Here is an 18,273-nt window from a genome sequence, read left to right on the forward strand (position 1 = left end):
GGGAGGGTGGGCGCAGGCGGCTCCCCGCTGGCGCCGGGTTCGCCGACCCGCCTCGGGCTCAGCCGCAGCGGGGGGTGCTTGTGTACGTGGGGGAGTGGGGCCGCCCGGGCGGCGTCCCGTAGGCGCCGGGCTTGTGGACCCCGCTGGGCGTCCGGCGCAGCGCGCGGCGCTGTTGTCCGTGGGGAAGCGGGCCCACCAGGGTGGCACCCCGGAGGCGCCGAGGGCTTGTCCCGCCTCGGCGTCAGCCCTGGCGCGGGGCGCTGGGAGTGGGCGGCGGTGGGCGGAGGCGGTGGGGGTGGTTGTCGTAGCCGTTACGCTGGAGGCGTGGCAGTCGTCGATGTATCCGAAGAGCTCAAGTCCCTCTCCTCGACCATGGAGTCGATCGAGGCCGTCCTGGACCTCGACAAGATGAGGGCAGATGTCGCCGTGCTCGAGGAGCAGGCGGCCGCGCCGTCCCTGTGGGACGACCCGGACGCGGCGCAGAAGATCACCAGCAAGCTGAGCCACCTCCAGGCCGAGGTCCGCAAGGCGGAGGCCCTGCGCAGCAGGATCGACGACCTGAGCATCCTCTTCCAGATGGCCGAGGAGGAGGACGACTCGGACACCCGCGCCGAGGCGGAGACCGAGCTCACCGCGGTCAAGAAGGCGCTGGACGAGATGGAGGTCCGTACGCTGCTCTCGGGCGAGTACGACTCCCGTGAGGCCGTCGTCACCATCCGCGCCGAGGCCGGCGGCGTCGACGCCTCCGACTTCACCGAGAAGCTCCAGCGCATGTACCTGCGCTGGGCGGAGCGGCACGGCTACAAGACGGAGCTCTACGAGACCTCGTACGCGGAAGAGGCCGGCATCAAGTCGACCACCTTCGCCGTCCACGTCCCGTACGCCTACGGCACGCTGTCCGTCGAGCAGGGCACGCACCGCCTGGTGCGCATCTCGCCCTTCGACAACCAGGGACGCCGGCAGACGTCGTTCGCCGGTGTCGAGATCCTGCCGGTGGTCGAGCAGACCGACCACATCGAGATCGACGAGTCCGAGCTGCGCGTCGACGTGTACCGCTCGTCCGGTCCGGGCGGCCAGGGCGTCAACACGACCGACTCCGCGGTCCGCCTGACCCACCTCCCCACCGGGATCGTGGTCTCCTGCCAGAACGAGCGCTCGCAGATCCAGAACAAGGCGTCCGCGATGAACGTCCTGCAGGCCAAGCTCCTGGAGCGGCGCCGCCAGGAGGAGCAGGCCAAGATGGACGCCCTCAAGGGCGACGGCGGCAACTCCTGGGGCAACCAGATGCGTTCGTACGTCCTGCACCCGTACCAGATGGTCAAGGACCTGCGCACCGAGTTCGAAGTCGGCAACCCCGAGGCCGTGTTCAACGGTGAGATCGACGGCTTCCTGGAGGCCGGAATTCGCTGGCGCAAGCAGCAGGAGAAGTAACCGGGTCCCATTCCCGCCGCTTTGTCGACAAGGCAACTGCCGTTCTCCGGACGGCAGTTGCCTTTCGTGTGTGGGTTGTCTGGGTTTTACATCACAGTCACATGTCCTCACGGCAGGCAAATGGCACCCATCAGGACATCGCGTGCGCAACGACCTTGACGTTGCTTTGAAAAGTGGGAAGGGTGACGCGTGGCATGCGTATCTCTGGGGCGCATGTGAACCGGGGGGCTTCGCAACGCCGCCTGTGACGCCGTGGCCCCGGGCGCTGCTCCACTGACGATGAGCTACTGGGGGTAGCAGGCAGATGACCAAGAAGACGCGGATCCGCGCGGCGCGCATAGCCGCCGGCGCGGTGATCGCAGCCGGTGCGTCCCTGACCGCCGCGGGTGCCGCTTCGGCGCTGGACGTCGGCGTGAACGTGGGCGGCCTGAGCGTCGGCGCCAGTGCCGACGAGGACGGTATCGGCGTGAAGGTCGCCGGTCCCGACGACCCGTCGACGCCGCCGGCGCCGACCCCGTCCAACACGGGCCTTCCGACCGACCCGGACCCGACCCCGTCGGCCACTCCTCCGTCGGAGGACCCGCCGGAGCCGTCCGCCGAGCCCTCCGAGCCGGGTGACCCGACCGAGCCGGGCAACGGCAACGGCGGCGGGAACGGCAACGGCGGTGGCAACGGCAACGGCGGCGGTAACGGCAACGGCGGCGGCGACGGCTCCGGCGGCAACGACACCGACCCGGACGGCGGCTCCCAGCCCGTCGAGCAGGGCGAGGGCTCCTCGGCTCTGACCGACACCGGCGCGGACACCGGCTCCGACACCACGGCCCAGGGCGACAACGACGGCGAGCTGGCCGAGACGGGTGCCGGCCAGACCGCGTTCCTGCTGGTCGGCGCGGCCACCATGATCGCCGGCGGTATCGGCTTCCGCCTGCTGCCCCGCCTCGCGGGCGGCCGCGGCGGCGCCGCCGCCTGACGCACGGCCGTGTGACACACCACACGCGAGAAAGGGCCCGGAGCGAGACGCTCCGGGCCCTTTCCCCGTGTCGGACGAGGACTGCCCCGCGGGTCGCGGGGCGGCGGAAAAGGTGGATGAGGCCCTAGCGGGCCAGCAGTGCCACCGCGGCGATCAGCACGGCGAGCAGTGCGATCAGCGCCATCGGGTTCAGTCCGGCGAAGGGGCTCTCCTGCTGGAGGCGCTCCCTGTTCGCGCGGCAGACGTGGCAGCGGCCCTCGCTCACGGGCGAAGCGCAGTTCGCGCACACCAATCGGTCGTACGTCATGCGCCGGCCCTCCTTGCGCTGTCTCTCCGCGTGTATAACGCCGCGGGGAACGAGACCGTTCCCCCTCCACTGTGCCAGGTTCCGCGGATTTCGGCGCGGCTCGCCCCATCCTGCCCGGTCCTGGCGGGAACGAGGCCCGTTCCCGGCCGGAAGACGTCTCTCCCACCCCTCAGATGCGGGACAAAACGCGCAAGCCTCGCGCAACCCCGTACGCCGACTGCGCTCCCGCACCCGGTTCGCGTATGGTCACGCACACCTACCCCCGGCGACCCGTGGTGCATCCGTGATCCGATTCGACAACGTCTCCAAGGTCTACCCCAAGCAGACCCGCCCCGCTCTCAGGGATGTCTCCCTGGAGGTCGAGCGCGGTGAGTTCGTGTTCCTCGTGGGGTCCTCCGGCTCCGGAAAGTCCACCTTCCTCAGGCTGGTCCTCCGTGAGGAACGGGCCAGCCACGGTCAGGTGCACGTCCTGGGCAAGGACCTCGCGCGCCTCTCCAACTGGAAGGTGCCGCAGATGCGCCGCCAGCTGGGGACCGTGTTCCAGGACTTCCGTCTCCTGCCGAACAAGACGGTCGCCGAGAACGTCGCCTTCGCGCAGGAGGTCATCGGCAAGTCGCGCGGTGAGATCCGCAAGTCCGTGCCCCAGGTGCTCGACCTCGTCGGGCTGGGCGGCAAGGAGGACCGGATGCCCGGCGAGCTCTCCGGCGGTGAACAGCAGCGCGTCGCCATCGCGCGCGCCTTCGTCAACCGGCCGAAGCTCCTCATCGCCGACGAGCCGACCGGAAACCTCGACCCGCAGACCTCCGTCGGCATCATGAAGCTGCTCGACCGCATCAACCGCACGGGCACGACCGTGGTGATGGCGACCCACGACCAGAACATCGTGGACCAGATGCGCAAGCGCGTCATCGAGCTGGAGCAGGGCCGTCTCGTCCGCGACCAGGCGCGCGGCGTCTACGGCTACCAGCACTGACGATCCACGGAAAGGCTTAAGCGAACGCCATGCGCGCCCAGTTCGTTCTGTCGGAGATCGGTGTCGGTCTCCGTCGCAATCTCACGATGACCTTCGCCGTCATCGTCTCGGTCGCCCTCTCGCTCGCCCTGTTCGGCGGTTCGCTCCTGATGAGCGACCAGGTGAACACGATGAAGGGCTACTGGTACGACAAGGTCAACGTCTCGATCTTCCTCTGCAACAAGAGCGACGCGGAGTCCGACCCCAACTGCGCCAAGGGGGCGGTCACCACTGAGCAGAAGGCCCAGATCAAGAGCGACCTGAGCAAGATGCCGGCCGTCGAGAAGGTCGAGTACGAGTCGGCGGACCAGGCGTACAAGCACTACAAGGAGCAGTTCGGCGACTCCCCGCTGGCCAGCTCGCTGACCCCGGACCAGATGCAGGAGTCGTACCGGATCAAGCTGGACGACCCGGAGAAGTACCAGGTCATCGCCACCGCCTTCGACGGCCGGGCCGGCGTGCAGTCCGTGCAGGACCAGAAGGGCATCCTGGACAACCTCTTCGGGCTGCTCAACGGCATGAACTGGGCTGCGCGCGCGGTGATGGCGATGATGCTGGTCGTCGCCCTGATGCTGATCGTCAACACGGTGCGCGTCTCCGCGTTCAGCCGCCGCCGCGAGACCGGCATCATGCGGCTGGTGGGCGCCTCCGGGTTCTACATCCAGGCGCCGTTCATCGCGGAGGCCGCGGTCGCCGGACTCATCGGCGGCGGTGTCGCGTGCGGCTTCCTCGTGGTCGCCCGGTACTTCATCATCGACCACGGCCTGGCCCTGTCGGAGAAGCTGAACCTGATCAACTTCATCGGCTGGGACGCCGTGTTGACCAAGCTGCCGCTCATCCTCGCGACGAGTCTGCTGATGCCGGCGCTGGCCGCGTTCTTCGCGTTGCGCAAGTACCTGAAGGTGTGACGCATGCCAAGAGGGCCGTACCGCCAACAGGCGGTGCGGCCCTCCCGCGTTGTCCTAGACTCACCGGCATGTCAGGCCGTGACCTGTTCTGTCAGCCCCGCCGCATCGGCCGCGGGGCCGCCCTGACATTGGTTTTCGCCGGTGTGCTCGCCGCCGGGGCCGCCACCGGTTCCCTTCCCGAGCACGGCCGGAATTCCCCGTCCGGCGCCCAGCGTCCGGTCCCGGCGAGCCACCGCGAGGACGTCACCCGCGCCGCCGCCGAGGCCATGGCCGACGGCAAGTCCCCCATGGAGGCCGCCGAACGGGCCGTCAGCCGCAGCGGGGACCGCTGGAGCGCCGTCTACTCCCAGGGCGAGTACGAGGAGTTCGAGGAGGCGCTCGACGGCGAGTACACCGGCGTCGGGCTGTGGGCCCGGCGCGAGCGGGACGGCCGTATCGAGGTGTCCCGCGTGCAGAGCGGCTCGCCCGCCGCGACCGCCGGGATCCGCAAGGGGGACCGGCTGCGCAGTGTGGACGGCCGGACGGTCGCCGGGCGGCCGGTGACGGAGGTCGTCTCGCTGCTGCGCGGCGACGCCGAGGACGCGTCCGCGGGCACGCGGGTCTCCGTCGGCCTGGAGCGCGGCACGCGCGCGTGGAGCGAGACGCTGCGCCGGGCCCGCCTGTCCACGGACCCCGTGACCGTGCACCGGCTCGCCGGCGGCGTCACCGTGATCAAGGTCGCCGCCTTCACCAAGGGTTCCGGCGAACGGGTGCGCTCCGCCGTCGCCGACGCGCCCCGGCGGGCCGGCGTCGTCCTGGACCTGCGCGGCAACTCCGGCGGGCTGGTCACCGAGGCCGTCACCGCAGCCTCCGCCTTCCTTGACGGCGGCCTGGTCGCCACCTACGACGTGCGCGGCGCCCAGCGCGCCCTGCACGCCGACCCCGGCGGCGACACGGACAGGGCCCTGGTGACCCTCGTCGACGGCGGCACGATGAGCGCCGCCGAACTCCTCACGGGTGCCCTCCAGGACCGCGGCCGGGCGGTCGTCGTCGGTTCCAGGACCTTCGGCAAGGGCTCGGTGCAGATGCCGAGCAGGCTCCCCGACGGCTCCGTCGCCGAGCTCACGGTCGGGCACTACCGGACCCCCGCGGGACGCACCGTCGACGGCCGGGGCATCACCCCCGACCTGGAGGCGGACGAGGAGGCCGTCCGCCGGGCGGTGACGGTACTGAGCGGTCTCGGCAACCCTGCGTAGCGTCCGGGGGCCGGTGCGGAAATCGGGTTCCCCCTCGACCCCCCTGTAGTGCGAAAATGGCCAGCACTATGGCCAAGGGAATGTACGTACCGAAAGAGTCCCAGCAGAAGCAGGGCAGCCAGGCCGCGTCCGGCAGGACCAAGGACGGCAAGAAGAAGATCGTCGCCCAGAACAAGAAGGCGCGGCACGACTACGCGATCATCGACACCTACGAGGCCGGGCTCGTGCTGACCGGCACCGAGGTGAAGTCGCTGCGCCAGGGCCGGGCCTCGCTCACCGACGGCTTCGTCCAGATCGACGGGAACGAGGCGTGGCTGCACAACGCCCACATCCCGGAGTACAGCCAGGGCACCTGGACGAACCACACGGTGCGCCGCAAGCGCAAGCTGCTCCTGCACCGCGAGGAGATCGACAAGCTGGAGGCGAAGTCCCAGGAGACGGGTCACACGATCGTGCCCCTCGCCCTGTACTTCAAGGACGGGCGCGCGAAGGCCGAGATCGCGCTGGCCCGCGGAAAGAAGGAGTACGACAAGCGTCAGACGCTGCGCGAGAAGCAGGACCGGCGCGAGTCGGACCGGGCGATCGCGGCCGTCAAGCGCAGGGAGCGGGCCCAGTAGCCCCGCCGTGCCGCCCCGTGGCGGGCGGGCCGCTGGGAATACGCTGGCATCGCGGCGCGTTGGTCACGTACGATGGCACTGCACCTCACAGCGGGTGCGTGGACCGCGAGGTCCGGCTTTGAAAAATCAACATGGGGATGATCGGTTTCGACAGCGGCTGTCGAAGCAGGGGAAGCGAGCCGAGGAAGCGGCAATGATCTCGTAAACCATATGTCGCAAAAAATAATCGCCAATACCAAGCGCGATTCCCAGTCCTTCGCCCTCGCTGCCTAATAAGCAGTGACTGAAGGACCCTAAATGGGTGTCAGCCCGGGAGTGTTCCCGACCCGGATCCTGGCATAATCTAGGGAACTAAACCATCGGGCCCGGTCACGGGGTCCGATGGGAAATCAAACAGTGACTGAGCCCGTCGGAGACTTGTTCGCGTGATCTCCGGGGCTGAGAAAATCGTAGCGAACTGCGCTCGGAGAAGCCCTGATTCTGCACCGTTGGACGCGGGTTCGATTCCCGCCATCTCCACTCATCCCATGTTTGTGATTCATAGTGACGAAGGCCCCGCAGCTCCGGCTGCGGGGCCTTCGTCCTGTGCGTGCGCGTTCGGGACGGACGCGCACGGCCCCGGTGCGGGTGCTGCCCGGCACCGGCGTACACGGCCCGCCGCGGGCACTCTTGCCGAGTTGGTCTGGACCTGACACGCTCGGCGCGCCGCCCCCCGTGTCCCGCAGGCCGCCCCCTCTCCGGAGGTCCGTATGCGCCACAGACCGTCCCGATCCTCCCTCCGCACGACCGGCGGCCGCCGGTCGCACGGCATCGGCGGGCTGCGCACCAGCGTGCTCGCCGTCCTCGGGCTGCTCCTCGCCCTGCTGGTCCCGCAGGCCCCCGTGGCCTCGGCCGCCACCGTCACCCCGCCGCAGATCTACGGCGCCTGGCACTGCGGCGACGACGCCTGCACCTGGGGCACCGTGCGCGGCGTCAGCGCCTTCGACTCCATGAACCACTGGCTCGTCGACCGGGGCGACGGGCGGCCCTCCGTCAACCTCGTGGTGCTGAGCTTCGTGGAGCCGCAGCGGCTGCTGCACCGCGCGAACGACGCCACGACCGTCGACGGCGTGCCCCGGGGCATGACCCGGGACATCGTGCAGTACTTCACCTCCCGCGGAATCCGCGTGATGCTCTCCATCGGCGGGATCACCTACACCGACGAGTGGGACGCCGCCCTCGCCGAGGACGCGGCGCGGCTGGGACGGAACGCGGCGGCGGTCGCGAGCGACCTCGGCGTCGGCATCGAGATCGACTACGAGCAGAACACCGCCCCCGACCTCGCCGGACTGCAGTCCTTCATCGACGCCTACCGCGCGGTGCATCCCTACGACGCCTCGGGCGCCGATCCGGCCGCCCGGCTCACCATCGACACCGCGGCCGGCGACCGCTGGCTGATCGGCATCAACCGCAAGGCGACCGCCGACTGGCTGCGTACGGACCGGCCCGTGCTCGACTACGCGAACGCCATGGTGCCCGCGCGCCAGCCCTCCACGAGTTCCGCGATCGCCAACTGGCAGGAGCACGTGGACGGAAAGCCCACCTATTCACCGCCGGTGCCACCGCTCGCCCCCGCCAAGTTCACCGGCGCCGTCTACATCAGCGACCAGACGAAATCCCTGCCCGAATGCGTCGACTTCGCCAACTCGCTTCAGAAATCGACGGGTTCCTACGTGCAGAGCGTCGCCCCGAACGGGGCCGGGGTCAGCTCCGGCATGCTCGGCCACATGTTCTGGGCCGCCGAGCGTCCCTCCACGCGGGGCACGGGCACCCAGCCGCCGGGCACCTGCGAGGGCGGGGTCGGCGCGGGCGCCACCGCCTACGGCATCCCGCTGCCGATGCCCCCGCTGCGGCAGGGCTGAGGCCCCTCACCACCAAGTCACCGGTCCCCGTACGGGGGTTCGCTCCCGTACGGGGACCGGCCGGGCGCCGTCGGCCGCCGGGTACGGGTCGGCACACCAGAGCGGGGCGCGCCGTTGTGGTGTCCCCGGCCATATCGGGGAGTTGTTCAGCCTTCTACGGTCCCTCCCCATGACACCGACCAGAGCCGCGTCACGCCCCGTCGTCCTGGTGGCCCTGCTGGCCGCCCTCCTCTCCGTCCTGCTGGCCCCGGGACGGGCCTCGGCCGCCTCCCCGCAGGAGGTGACCGGCTTCGGCACCAACCCCGGAGCGCTGAAGATGTACCGGTACGTGCCCGACGGGCTGCCCGCCGGGCGGCCCGTCGTCGTCGCGATGCACGGGTGCACCCAGAACGCCGCCGGATACGGCACCGGCAGCGGCTGGCTCCAACTGGCCGACCGCTGGGGCTTCTCCGTCGTCCTGCCGCAGCAGCAGTCCGCCAACAACCTCAACTCCTGCTTCGACTGGTTCCAGAGCGGTGACATCGCGCGCGGCCAGGGCGAGGCCGCGTCCATCGCGCAGATGGTCGACCGGCAGCTCGCCGACGTCTCCGGCGACGCCTCGCGCGTGTACGTCACCGGACTGTCCGCGGGCGGCGGGATGACCACCGTGATGATGGCCGCGTACCCCGAGAAGTTCGCCGCGGGCGGGGTCGTCGCGGGACTGCCGTACGGGTGCGCGCAGGCCGCCGGGTCGCCGTACGTGTGCATGTACGTGGGGGCCACCCAGACCGCGAAGCAGTGGGGCGACCGGGTGCGGGCCGCGAACCCCGGACACACCGGGCCCTGGCCGACGCTGACCGTGTTCCAGGGGACGGCCGACTACACCGTCAAGCCCGTCAACATGACCGACCTGATGAAGCAGTGGACCGACGTGCACGGCGCCGACCAGACGGCGGACGCCGCCGACACCGTGGCCGGATACCCGCACCAGGTCTTCCGCGACGGCACCGGCCGCACGGTCGTGGAGACGTACGGCATCACCGGCATGGGACACGGACAGCCCGTCGACCCGGGGACCGGGGCCACGCAGTGCGGGACGGCGGGGGCGTACGTCCTCGACGTGAACCTGTGCGCCGCCCACACGCTCGCTCACGCCTGGGGACTCGGCTGAGCCGGTACCGGTCCACCGCGCGGTCCCGTCCCGCGTCCGGTCGCCGGCCCCGTCCGCCGCGCGCCCGGGGCCGGACCGTGAGGGACCCGGCCCGCGGGCTCAGCGCACGGGCCCGGGAGCCGTGCTGGAACGTTCCGTCAGCCGGGGTTCCAGCACGGTCGCCTCCGGTACGGGCGTGCCGCGCAGCTTCCTCATCACCAGGTCCACGGCGCCCGCGCCCAACTCGGCCGAGGGCAGGGACACGGCGGTGACCGGCACCCGGGCCCGCTCCGCCGACTCGTCCGGGCAGATCGCGGTCACCGAGAGATCGCCGGGCACCCGCACCCCGAGCGCCTCGAAGGCGTCCACGAGGGGCGCCAGCACCGCCTCGTTGTGCACCACGACCCCGGTGAGGGCGGGCCGCTCCCGCAGCAGCCGTTCCGCGAGCGCACGCGCCGCGGCGGGCGTGGCCTCGCACGGGTGCACCGAGGAGGACATCCCGTGCCGGTCGGCCGCGGCGGTGAAGCCCCGCACGACGTGCTGGGCGAACGCCGTCCCGCGCACGTACACCTCGGGCGGCGACCCGACGAGCGCGACGACCCGGTGCCCGAGCCCCGCCAGGTGCCCGACGCACAGGTCCGCGGCCGCCCGGAAGTCCAGATCGACGCAGGTGAGCCCGCCGGGCGCGGCCGGGAACCCGATGAGCACCGAGGGCCGGTCCAGCGCCCGCAGCAGCGGCAGCCGCGGATCGCGGAGCTGGACGTCCATCACGATCAGCGCGTCCGCCAGGGCGGTGTCCGCGACCCGCCGCAGCCCCTCGTGGCCCTCCTCCTGCGTGAGGAGCAGGACGTCGTGGTCGTACCGGCGCGCGGCGGTCACCACCGACACCGCGAACCGCGTCACGACCGGCACGTCTACCCCCGTGCGCAGCGGCACCACGAGGGCCAGCACCTTGGACCTGCTGCCGGCGAGCGCCCGGGCACCGGCGTGCGGGCGGTAGCCGAGCAGGCGGATGGACGCCTCGATGCGCTGCCGGGTCTCCGCGGAGATGGGGCGCTTGCCGCTCAGGGCGTACGAGACGGTGCTCGCGGACACCCCCGCGTGCCGGGCCACATCGGTGATCCTGACCATCGGTCCGCCTCCCCGCTCCCGCTTCGGCTCCGGGACGGGAGGCCGGCCCGGCCCACGCCCGCGTCCACGCCCCGCACGATCGCGTCGAAGCGCTTCGACGGGCGAAGGTATGTGGGGTGCGTGGGCACGTCAATGGGGTGCGCGTGAATCAAGCCGCTCGTCCCAAGGGCCGGACGGCGCGGGGGAGTTCACTTCCCCCGGCCGCGTCGGGCCCGTACCGCTCCCGTCGCCGAGACCGCCAGCGCGAGCGCTCCCGCCGCCACCGGCACCGCGAAACCGGCCGCGGCCGACGCCCGTTCCACCATCCAGCCGCCCGCCGCCGAACCGCAGGCGATACCTCCGAGGAGCCCCGTCACGGCGAGCGTCATGCCTTCGTTCAGCCTCCCCTCGGGGGTGCGTTCCTGGACGACGGTCATGCCGGTGATCATCGTCGGCGCGGTCGCCATCCCGGCCACGAGCAGAGCGCCGGCGAGAACGGCGAGGGACCCGGTCAGGGACGCCGCGAGCAGCGGCAGCGTCATCAGCGCGGTCATGGCGGCCACGCACCAGGGGAACCGGCGCGCGGCCGGCCCGCCCGGCCGGAGCGCCCCGTACAGCAGGCCCGCCGCACAGGACCCGGCCGCCTGGAGGGCGAGGATCGCCCCGGCGGCAGGGCGGTGGCCGCGCGCGTCCGCGAACGCGATGGTGACGATCTCCATCGCCCCGAAGACGGCGCCGACCGCGAGGAAGGCGAGGAGCAGCGGGGCCATGCCCGGCGCGCGGAGCGGCGAGCCGCCGGCCGGCCCCCGGCCGCGCCGCACCGGCGGTTCCGTGGCGCGCTGGGCGGCGAAGACCAGCACCCCGGTGACCAGCAGGACGGCGCCGGTCAGTGTGCCGGCCTCCGGGAAGAGCGCCCCGCACAGGAAGGCGGCGAGCACCGGGCCGAGCATGAAGCACAGCTCGTCCACGGCCTGTTCGAAGGAGTTCGCGGTGTGCAGCGCCTCGGCGTCGCCGGCGAGGAGGTGGGCCCAGCGGGCGCGTGACAGGCCGCCGGTGTTGGGCGTCGTGGCCGTGGCGGCGTACGCGGCGAAGAGCGTCCAGGCCGGGGCGTCGTAGTGGACGCAGAGCAGCAGCGCGAGCGAGCCGAGCGCGGCGGTCACCGTCGCGGGCACGGCGACCCGGGCCTGCCCGTGGCGGTCGACGAGCCGGGCCGTCCACGGCGCGACGACGGCGGTCGCGGCCAGTCCGGTGGCGGTGACGGCACCGGCGAGCGCGTACGAGCCGCGCGACCCGGCGATCATGATGACCGCGCTGACGCTGAACATGCCCATGGGCAGGCGGGCCAGCAGGTTCCCCAGGGTGAAGGCGCGGGCGCCCGGCACGGCGAACAGACGGCGGTAGGGGGCGCGGACGGAGGGTCCGCGGCCGGCGCCGCGGGAGGTTCCGCGCCCGGGGCCGTCCTCGCGCGGCGGCCCGGCGGGGCGCCTGCGGCGGGGGCTGAGATCGGCGACGACCAGGGTGTCCCCGGTGACGGTGGCGAAGGTCGAGGGCGGTTCCCCGGACGGCTGCTGCGGCATGGCTCCACCGTCGCCCGCCCGGCCGCCGACGGTCCAACACCGAACTCGATGGCGATTGACGCACCTCGGTTGTAAGTTCGCCGGATGTCCGCCGACCCGCGCCTGCTGCGCGCCTTCCTCGCCGTCGCCGAGGAACTGCACTTCACCCGTGCCGCCGCCCGTCTCTACGTCGCCCAGCAGGCGCTCAGCCGCGACATCCGCCGCCTGGAGCGCGAGTTGGGGGCCGAGCTGTTCACGCGGACCACCCGGCAGGTGGCGCTGACCTCCGACGGCGTCCGGCTGCTCCCGTACGCGCGCCGGGTGACCGAGGCGCAGGACGCGCTGCTGGCCGCCTTCGGCCGGGCGGGCTCGGGAAGGCGGCACCCGTCCGCGGAGACGCCCCTGCTCGTCGACGTCAACTCCCCGGGGCTGATCTCCGGCCGGGTCCTGGACCGGGCACGCGAACTCGCCCCGGACAGTGAGCTGATGGCCCGTTTCGAGAGCGGACTGACCGGCGCCGCCCAGGCGATGCTCGCCGGCCGCCTGGACGCGTCCTTCGGCAGGTTCGGCGGCCTCGATCCCGCGGTCCGGGCCCGCCTGGAGCACCAGCCCGTGCGGTACGAGCCGATGGCCGTCCTCCTGCCCGAGGATCACCGGCTCGCCGCCCTGGACGTGGTGCCGCTGGACGCGCTCGCCGGGGAGACCGTCTACGCGGGGGCCGGGAACCCCGGCACGCTGGAGTGGACCGACCTCGCCCTGCGGCTCTTCGAGGGGCGCGGGATCGAACTGGCGTCGCCCGCACCCGTGGCCGTCGGGGCCGAGGAGTTCCGGCGCGTCATGGCGAAGACCCGGACCCCGGTCCTCGCCGTGGTGGATTTTCCGGCCATGCCGGAGACGGTGCTGCGTCCGCTCGTCGACCCGGTCCCGCTGTCGCCCGTGTCGCTCGTGTGGCGAAAGGGCCTGGTGCACTCGGGGCTCGACGCGCTGCGCCGGGCGGCCCTCGAACTGGCTGGCGAGAAACAGTGGTTGGAGCGCCCGGCCGACGGATGGATTCCGGCCACCGATGCACTCGTCATGATGAGTCTCTGATGACTTAGCGCAACGGGTGTCACCCGTGTGCGCTACATTCGTGGCCCGGGCGCAGTGTGACAAAAGGGGGCGCTCGGACCGGGTGGGGGCCTGGTCCGGCCGACAAGTACCGACAAAGTGCGTAGTGCCCGGGGTCGTCGCGTGCGCCTCGAACCTGTCCCTGGGGGATGTACGTGCGCGTAAAGAACTGGCGAAAAGACGCCCAACCCGATCAGCAAATTGCAGACTCGGACGGTGTCGGTCAAGCCACTCCTTCGACCCGAAGCCACACCCGGTCCCCGGCACCCGTGCCGGCGCCGGTGTCCATCCCCGAGCAGGTGACCTGGCCGGAAGCCGCCAAGACCTCCTCGTGGCCGACCACCGAGCGGGCGGCCGTCCCGACGGCCCTCCCGCCGAGCGACCTCTTCGCCGAGCCGACGGCCGAACCGGAGCCCGGCGGGCGCGGGTCCGCCGCGACGGCCGACGACCCGGCCCCGGCCGCTCCGTCCGCGGCCGACACGACCGCCGGACCCGCCGGCGAAACGGGCGATCCGGCCGCCGGGCAGGCGGACGACCCGGCCGCACCGCCCTCATGGGAGCGGACCGGCGAGCCGACCCACACCCACGACCCGCACGAGGTGACGGTCCAACTCGACGGCGCCGGACGGGAGGTGGGCGCCTGGCCGGGCCGGCGCGCCCGGACCGCCCCGGGCGGTGCGGAGGGCTCGGACGGCCCGGTCTTCGTCGACGAGTCGGGCCGCCGCGGCCGCACCTTCCGCCGTCTCGGCGTCCTCGTCGGCCTGGCCTGCGCGGTGTACGCCGTCGTCATCGGCGTCACCCTCCTGTCGGGCAACTCCAACGCGCCCTGGCTGCCGGTGCCCGCACGGCAGGACGACCCTCCGGCCGGCCGGGTCGACACCCCGCCGCGGCCCGTCGACGACGCGGACCCGCCGGGCGCGGGCAGCACCGCTCCGGGCGCCGGTCCCTCGGCCGGTGGCACCGCGTCGGCGTCCCCCGGCGGCGGTCCGGCGGCCCGTCCCTCGGGCAGCGCCACCGCCCCCGGCGCGACCGCGAACCCGCGGCCCACGGCCGGCACCGCCCGCCCGAAGCCGAGCTCCACCAGCAAGGACCCCGGCCCCGAACCGTCGGCGACCGTGTCCGGCCCGCCGGCCCCGAGCACCTCGGTCGGCGGCCCGCCCAGCGGCTCGTCCTCGCAGCCCCCGGCCGACGAGGGACCCGGCACCACCACCGTGTCCGACACCACCGGGAGCAGGCACTCCGGCACCACCACCGTGGCCGCCGCCGGCACCCCGCGCGGGGAGAACGTCCTCTGATGGCACCCCGCACCCAGCGCGGCGGCCGCGCACCGCGTACCGGCCGCCGCGTCCCCACCCCGCGCACCCCGCGCACCGGGCGGGCCGCCCGGCGGGCGCCCGCGGCACGCGCCCGCCGCCGCCTGCCCATGCGCTACCTGCTGCCCTCGCTCCTGCTCGTCGCCCTGATGGCGATGCTGATGCTGCGCGGCTTCGTGCACAGCGAGATCCTCGCCGACCACCGCGTCCGGTCCGCCGCGCCCAGCGACAGCGTCCCCGAGAAGATCCTCGCGGGCGGCCCGGTCATCGACACCCGCGGCGGCCGCACCGCCACCCTGGACGTCCCGGACCACCGCCTCGTCCTCACCTTCGACGACGGACCGGACCCCACGTGGACGCCAAAGGTCCTCGACGTCCTCGCCAAGCACCGCGCGCACGCCGTCTTCTTCGTCACCGGCACCATGGCCTCGCGCCACCCCGAACTCGTCCGCCGGATGGTGCGGGAGGGCCACGAGATCGGCCTGCACACCTTCAACCACCCCGATCTCTCCTACCAGTCGAAGAAGCGCATCGACTGGGAGCTGTCCCAGAACCAGCTTGCGCTCGCCGGCGCCGCGGGCATCCGCACCTCCCTGTTCCGGCCCCCGTACTCCTCCGCCGCCGACGCGATGGACAACCGCTCCTGGCCGGTCACGCGTTACATCGGCACCCGCGGCTACATCACGGTCGTCAACGACCGCGACAGCGAGGACTGGCGCAAGCCCGGCGCCGCCGAGATCGTCCGCCGCTCCACCCCGCGGGACGGCGAGGGCGCCATCGTGCTGATGCACGACTCGGGCGGGGACCGCCACCAGACCGTCCAGGCGCTCGGCACCCTGCTGCCCGAACTCCGGGAGCGGGGCTACCGGTTCACGAACCTCACCGAGGCCCTCGCCGCGCCCAGCGCGCACACCCGCGTGAGCGGCCCCGACCGGTGGAAGGGCGAGGCCTGGGTCCTCGCGGTCCAGGCGTCCGAGCGGACCACCGGCGTGCTGGTCGCGGGCCTCGCCGTGATCGGTGTCCTCGTCTTCGCCCGCTTCGGCCTGATGCTGCTGCTGTCCGGCCTGCACACCCGCCGGGTCCGCCGCCGCGACTTCCGCTGGGGCCCGGCCCCGGTCACCGAACCGGTGTCGGTGCTGGTCCCCGCGTACAACGAGGCCAAGTGCATCGAGAGCACCGTCCGTTCCCTGATGGCGAGCGAGCACCCCATCGAGGTGGTCGTCGTCGACGACGGCTCCAGCGACGGCACCGCCCGGATCGTCGAGGGACTGCGGCTGCCCGACGTCCGCGTCGTGCGCCAGCTGAACGCGGGCAAGCCCGCCGCCCTCAACCGCGGCCTGGCCAACGCCCGCCACGACCTCGTCGTGATGATGGACGGCGACACGGTCTTCGAACCGGCCACCGTCCGCGAGCTGGTGCAGCCCTTCGCGGACCCGAGGGTCGGCGCCGTCGCGGGCAACGCCAAGGTCGGCAACCGCGATTCGCTGATCGGCGCGTGGCAGCACATCGAGTACGTGATGGGCTTCAACCTCGACCGCCGCATGTACGACATCCTGCGCTGCATGCCGACCATCCCGGGCGCGGTCGGCGCGTTCCGCCGCTCCGCCCTGGAGCGCGTCGGCGGCATGAGCGACGACACGCTCGCCGAGGACACCGACATCACGATGGCCCTGCACCGGGACGGCTGGCGGGTGGTGTACGCGGAGAACGCGCGCGCCTGGACCGAGGCCCCGGCCTCCGTGCAGCAGCTGTGGTCCCAGCGCTACCGCTGGTCCTACGGCACCATGCAGGCGATCTGGAAGCACCGCCGGGCGATCGTCGAGCGGGGCCCCTCGGGCCGGTTCGGACGCGTCGGCCTGCCGCTGGTGTCGCTGTTCATGGTCGTCGCCCCCCTCCTGGCCCCCCTGATCGACGTCTTCCTCCTGTACGGAGTGGTGTTCGGGCCGACCGAGAAGACCGTCCTCGCCTGGCTGGCCGTGGCGGCCGTGCAGGGCGTCTGCGCCGCCTACGCCTTCGCACTCGACCGGGAGAACATGAGCCCCCTCGTCTCACTGCCCCTCCAGCAGATCCTCTACCGCCAGCTCATGTACGTGGTGCTGCTGCAGTCCTGGATCACCGCCCTCACCGGCGGCCGGCTGCGCTGGCAGAAACTCCGGCGCACCGGAGACGTACGCCTGCCCGACGCGCTGCCCGAGGAACGGCAGCCCGCGATGGACGGGGGGCCGGTCGCATGAGCACCTCGTCACAGGGCGCCGCCCGGCCGGACACCGGCCCCGGCCGGGCGGCGGCACCGGAGGCGCCGTACCCGACGGCCACCGTCCCGCGGCAGGCCACCGGCCCGGAAACGGCCGCACCTCCCGGCGGCGCGTCCGCGGCGGCTCCGAGCTCCGGCAGGGACCGCTACTTCGACCTGCTGCGCGCCGTCGCGCTGTTCCGGGTCGTCTTCTACCACCTCATGGGGTGGGCCTGGCTCCCGCTGGTGTTCCCCTCCATGGGCGTGATGTTCGCCCTCGCCGGCAGCCTCATGGCCCGCTCGCTCAAACGCCCGGCACTCCAGGTCGTCAAGGGTCGGCTGCGCAGGCTGCTGCCCCCGATGTGGCTGCTCGGCGTCGTCGGCGTCTCCGGCATGGTCCTCCAGGGGTGGGGCCCGGACGCCGAGGGCCACCCCGGCTGGTGGTGGCTCCACCTGGGCTTCTGGATCCTCCCGCTGAGCGACCCGCCCTACGCCGAGGGCCTCCCCGGCTGGCACGGCTTCGTCGGCGAGGACTGGGCCACGGAGTTCGCCGGACCCCTGTGGTACCTGCGGGCGTACATCTGGTTCGTGCTGCTGTCGCCCTTCCTGCTGCGGGCGCTGCGCGCGCTCCCGTGGGCGACGATCCTGTCGCCGATCGCCCTGGCCCTGGCGCTCGACCTGGGCTGGATCACCCTCCCAGGCGAGCGCGTCCCCTCGACGCTCACGGACTTCAGCACCTTCGGCGCCTGCTGGATCCTCGGCATGGCCCACCAGGAGGGGATCCTCGCGCGCATCCCGCGCTACGTGGTCCCGTCCGTGGCGCCCGCGGTCGCCTGCCTCGGCCTCTGGTACGCGATGAGACACAACCTCACCGAGGGGCACGACCTCGACGACATCCCGGTCGGCCAGGCCCTCTGGTCGTTCGCGACGGTGCTGCTGCTCCTGCACTTCAGCCCCTCGTGGTCCGAGTGGCCCCGGCTGCTGCGCCGCTGGGACCGGCTGATCACGCTCTTCAACTCCCGCGCGGTGACGATCTACCTCTGGCACAACGTGTGCATCCTGGTCGCAGCCACGCTCTGGGACCGGCTGTGGGGCATCGACGTGATGTGGCGCCACTACGCCTGGCTGCTGGAGAGCCCCTGGCCGGTGCTGGCCGCCACCTGGCTGCTCGTCGGCGGCTGCGTCGTCTGCTTCGGATGGATGGAGGACCTCGCGGCCAAGCGCTCGCCCCGGCTGTGGCCGGACGGTTCCCGGCCGAAGCGGGCGGGCACCCACCGGGGCTGAACCACCGGAGACCCGCACACCGGCAGGCCCGGGCACACCGTACGCGGCGGGCCCGGGCCGTGTCGTACGCCCGCCGCCGACGATGACGGGCCGCCGTCCGGAGCCTCACCGCCGCCCCCGGCCGCACGTGAGAGCAACGTTCCCTTCCGGTCACCCACAG

General features: G+C 72.5%; 15 protein-coding genes and 1 other RNA gene. 13 read left to right on the forward strand and 3 right to left on the reverse strand.

Annotation, left to right across the window (positions count from 1 at the left end):
- Positions 1 to 324 precede the first annotated feature (324 nt).
- Positions 325 to 1,431 carry a peptide chain release factor 2 gene (gene prfB, locus ACZ4VA_RS00220; protein ID WP_355784351.1) on the forward strand — a complete coding sequence of 369 codons (1,107 nt, stop codon included), beginning with the start codon at positions 325 to 327 and terminating at the stop codon, positions 1,429 to 1,431.
- A gap of 304 nt (positions 1,432 to 1,735) precedes the next feature.
- On the forward strand, positions 1,736 to 2,401 hold the full coding sequence (locus ACZ4VA_RS00225; protein ID WP_355784354.1) for a hypothetical protein: 666 nt from the start codon (positions 1,736 to 1,738) through the stop codon (positions 2,399 to 2,401).
- A gap of 124 nt (positions 2,402 to 2,525) precedes the next feature.
- Here ACZ4VA_RS00225 and ACZ4VA_RS00230 read toward each other — a convergent pair whose 3' ends face one another.
- Positions 2,526 to 2,708 carry a hypothetical protein gene (locus ACZ4VA_RS00230; RefSeq protein WP_121402609.1) on the reverse strand — a complete coding sequence of 61 codons (183 nt, stop codon included), beginning with the start codon at positions 2,706 to 2,708 and terminating at the stop codon, positions 2,526 to 2,528.
- 283 nt (positions 2,709 to 2,991) lie between these two features.
- Here ACZ4VA_RS00230 and ftsE point away from each other — a divergent pair, with 283 nt between their 5' ends.
- The 7 genes from ftsE (at position 2,992) to ACZ4VA_RS00265 (ending at position 9,531) form a co-directional block, all read left to right on the forward strand.
- Positions 2,992 to 3,681: a cell division ATP-binding protein FtsE gene (ftsE, locus tag ACZ4VA_RS00235; protein ID WP_355784357.1), complete on the forward strand. Its 690-nt coding sequence runs from the start codon at positions 2,992 to 2,994 to the stop codon at positions 3,679 to 3,681.
- 29 nt (positions 3,682 to 3,710) lie between these two features.
- Positions 3,711 to 4,628 carry a permease-like cell division protein FtsX gene (ftsX, locus tag ACZ4VA_RS00240; protein ID WP_355784359.1) on the forward strand — a complete coding sequence of 306 codons (918 nt, stop codon included), beginning with the start codon at positions 3,711 to 3,713 and terminating at the stop codon, positions 4,626 to 4,628.
- A 68-nt stretch (positions 4,629 to 4,696) separates the two neighbouring features.
- Positions 4,697 to 5,863, forward strand: a complete 1,167-nt coding sequence (locus ACZ4VA_RS00245) for a S41 family peptidase (RefSeq protein ID WP_355784362.1) — start codon at positions 4,697 to 4,699, stop codon at positions 5,861 to 5,863.
- A gap of 80 nt (positions 5,864 to 5,943) precedes the next feature.
- A complete protein-coding gene (gene smpB / locus ACZ4VA_RS00250) occupies positions 5,944 to 6,480 on the forward strand; it encodes an SsrA-binding protein SmpB (RefSeq protein ID WP_355784365.1) in 537 nt (178 codons plus the stop codon).
- Between the two features lie 133 nt (positions 6,481 to 6,613).
- Positions 6,614 to 7,002: a transfer-messenger RNA gene (gene ssrA / locus ACZ4VA_RS00255) on the forward strand.
- A gap of 227 nt (positions 7,003 to 7,229) precedes the next feature.
- A complete protein-coding gene (locus tag ACZ4VA_RS00260) occupies positions 7,230 to 8,381 on the forward strand; it encodes a glycoside hydrolase family 18 protein (RefSeq protein WP_389389670.1) in 1,152 nt (383 codons plus the stop codon).
- A 169-nt stretch (positions 8,382 to 8,550) separates the two neighbouring features.
- On the forward strand, positions 8,551 to 9,531 hold the full coding sequence (locus ACZ4VA_RS00265; protein WP_356172875.1) for an extracellular catalytic domain type 1 short-chain-length polyhydroxyalkanoate depolymerase: 981 nt from the start codon (positions 8,551 to 8,553) through the stop codon (positions 9,529 to 9,531).
- A 99-nt stretch (positions 9,532 to 9,630) separates the two neighbouring features.
- Here ACZ4VA_RS00265 and ACZ4VA_RS00270 read toward each other — a convergent pair whose 3' ends face one another.
- Together ACZ4VA_RS00270 and ACZ4VA_RS00275 are read right to left on the reverse strand one after the other, a co-directional pair.
- Positions 9,631 to 10,641 carry a LacI family DNA-binding transcriptional regulator gene (locus ACZ4VA_RS00270; RefSeq protein WP_452922472.1) on the reverse strand — a complete coding sequence of 337 codons (1,011 nt, stop codon included), beginning with the start codon at positions 10,639 to 10,641 and terminating at the stop codon, positions 9,631 to 9,633.
- Between the two features lie 188 nt (positions 10,642 to 10,829).
- Complete coding sequence (locus ACZ4VA_RS00275) at positions 10,830 to 12,197, reverse strand: MFS transporter (RefSeq protein ID WP_356172870.1); 1,368 nt, start codon at positions 12,195 to 12,197, stop codon at positions 10,830 to 10,832.
- Positions 12,198 to 12,281: 84 nt separating this feature from the next.
- Between ACZ4VA_RS00275 and ACZ4VA_RS00280 the strand changes: the two genes are divergently transcribed.
- The 4 genes from ACZ4VA_RS00280 (at position 12,282) to ACZ4VA_RS00295 (ending at position 18,113) form a co-directional block, all read left to right on the forward strand.
- Positions 12,282 to 13,265 (forward strand): LysR family transcriptional regulator, encoded by a 984-nt coding sequence (locus tag ACZ4VA_RS00280; protein WP_389389668.1) that lies wholly within the window; start codon positions 12,282 to 12,284, stop codon positions 13,263 to 13,265.
- 317 nt (positions 13,266 to 13,582) lie between these two features.
- Positions 13,583 to 14,578 (forward strand): hypothetical protein, encoded by a 996-nt coding sequence (locus ACZ4VA_RS00285; protein ID WP_468079030.1) that lies wholly within the window; start codon positions 13,583 to 13,585, stop codon positions 14,576 to 14,578.
- On the forward strand, positions 14,578 to 16,830 hold the full coding sequence (locus tag ACZ4VA_RS00290; protein WP_356172862.1) for a bifunctional polysaccharide deacetylase/glycosyltransferase family 2 protein: 2,253 nt from the start codon (positions 14,578 to 14,580) through the stop codon (positions 16,828 to 16,830). Before ACZ4VA_RS00285 ends, ACZ4VA_RS00290 begins: the two co-directional genes overlap by 1 nt.
- Complete coding sequence (locus ACZ4VA_RS00295) at positions 16,827 to 18,113, forward strand: acyltransferase family protein (protein ID WP_468079032.1); 1,287 nt, start codon at positions 16,827 to 16,829, stop codon at positions 18,111 to 18,113. The genes ACZ4VA_RS00290 and ACZ4VA_RS00295 overlap by 4 nt, the downstream gene beginning before the upstream one ends.
- Positions 18,114 to 18,273: the final 160 nt, after the last annotated feature.

Source organism: Streptomyces sp. NPDC028308 (assembly GCF_055565855.1).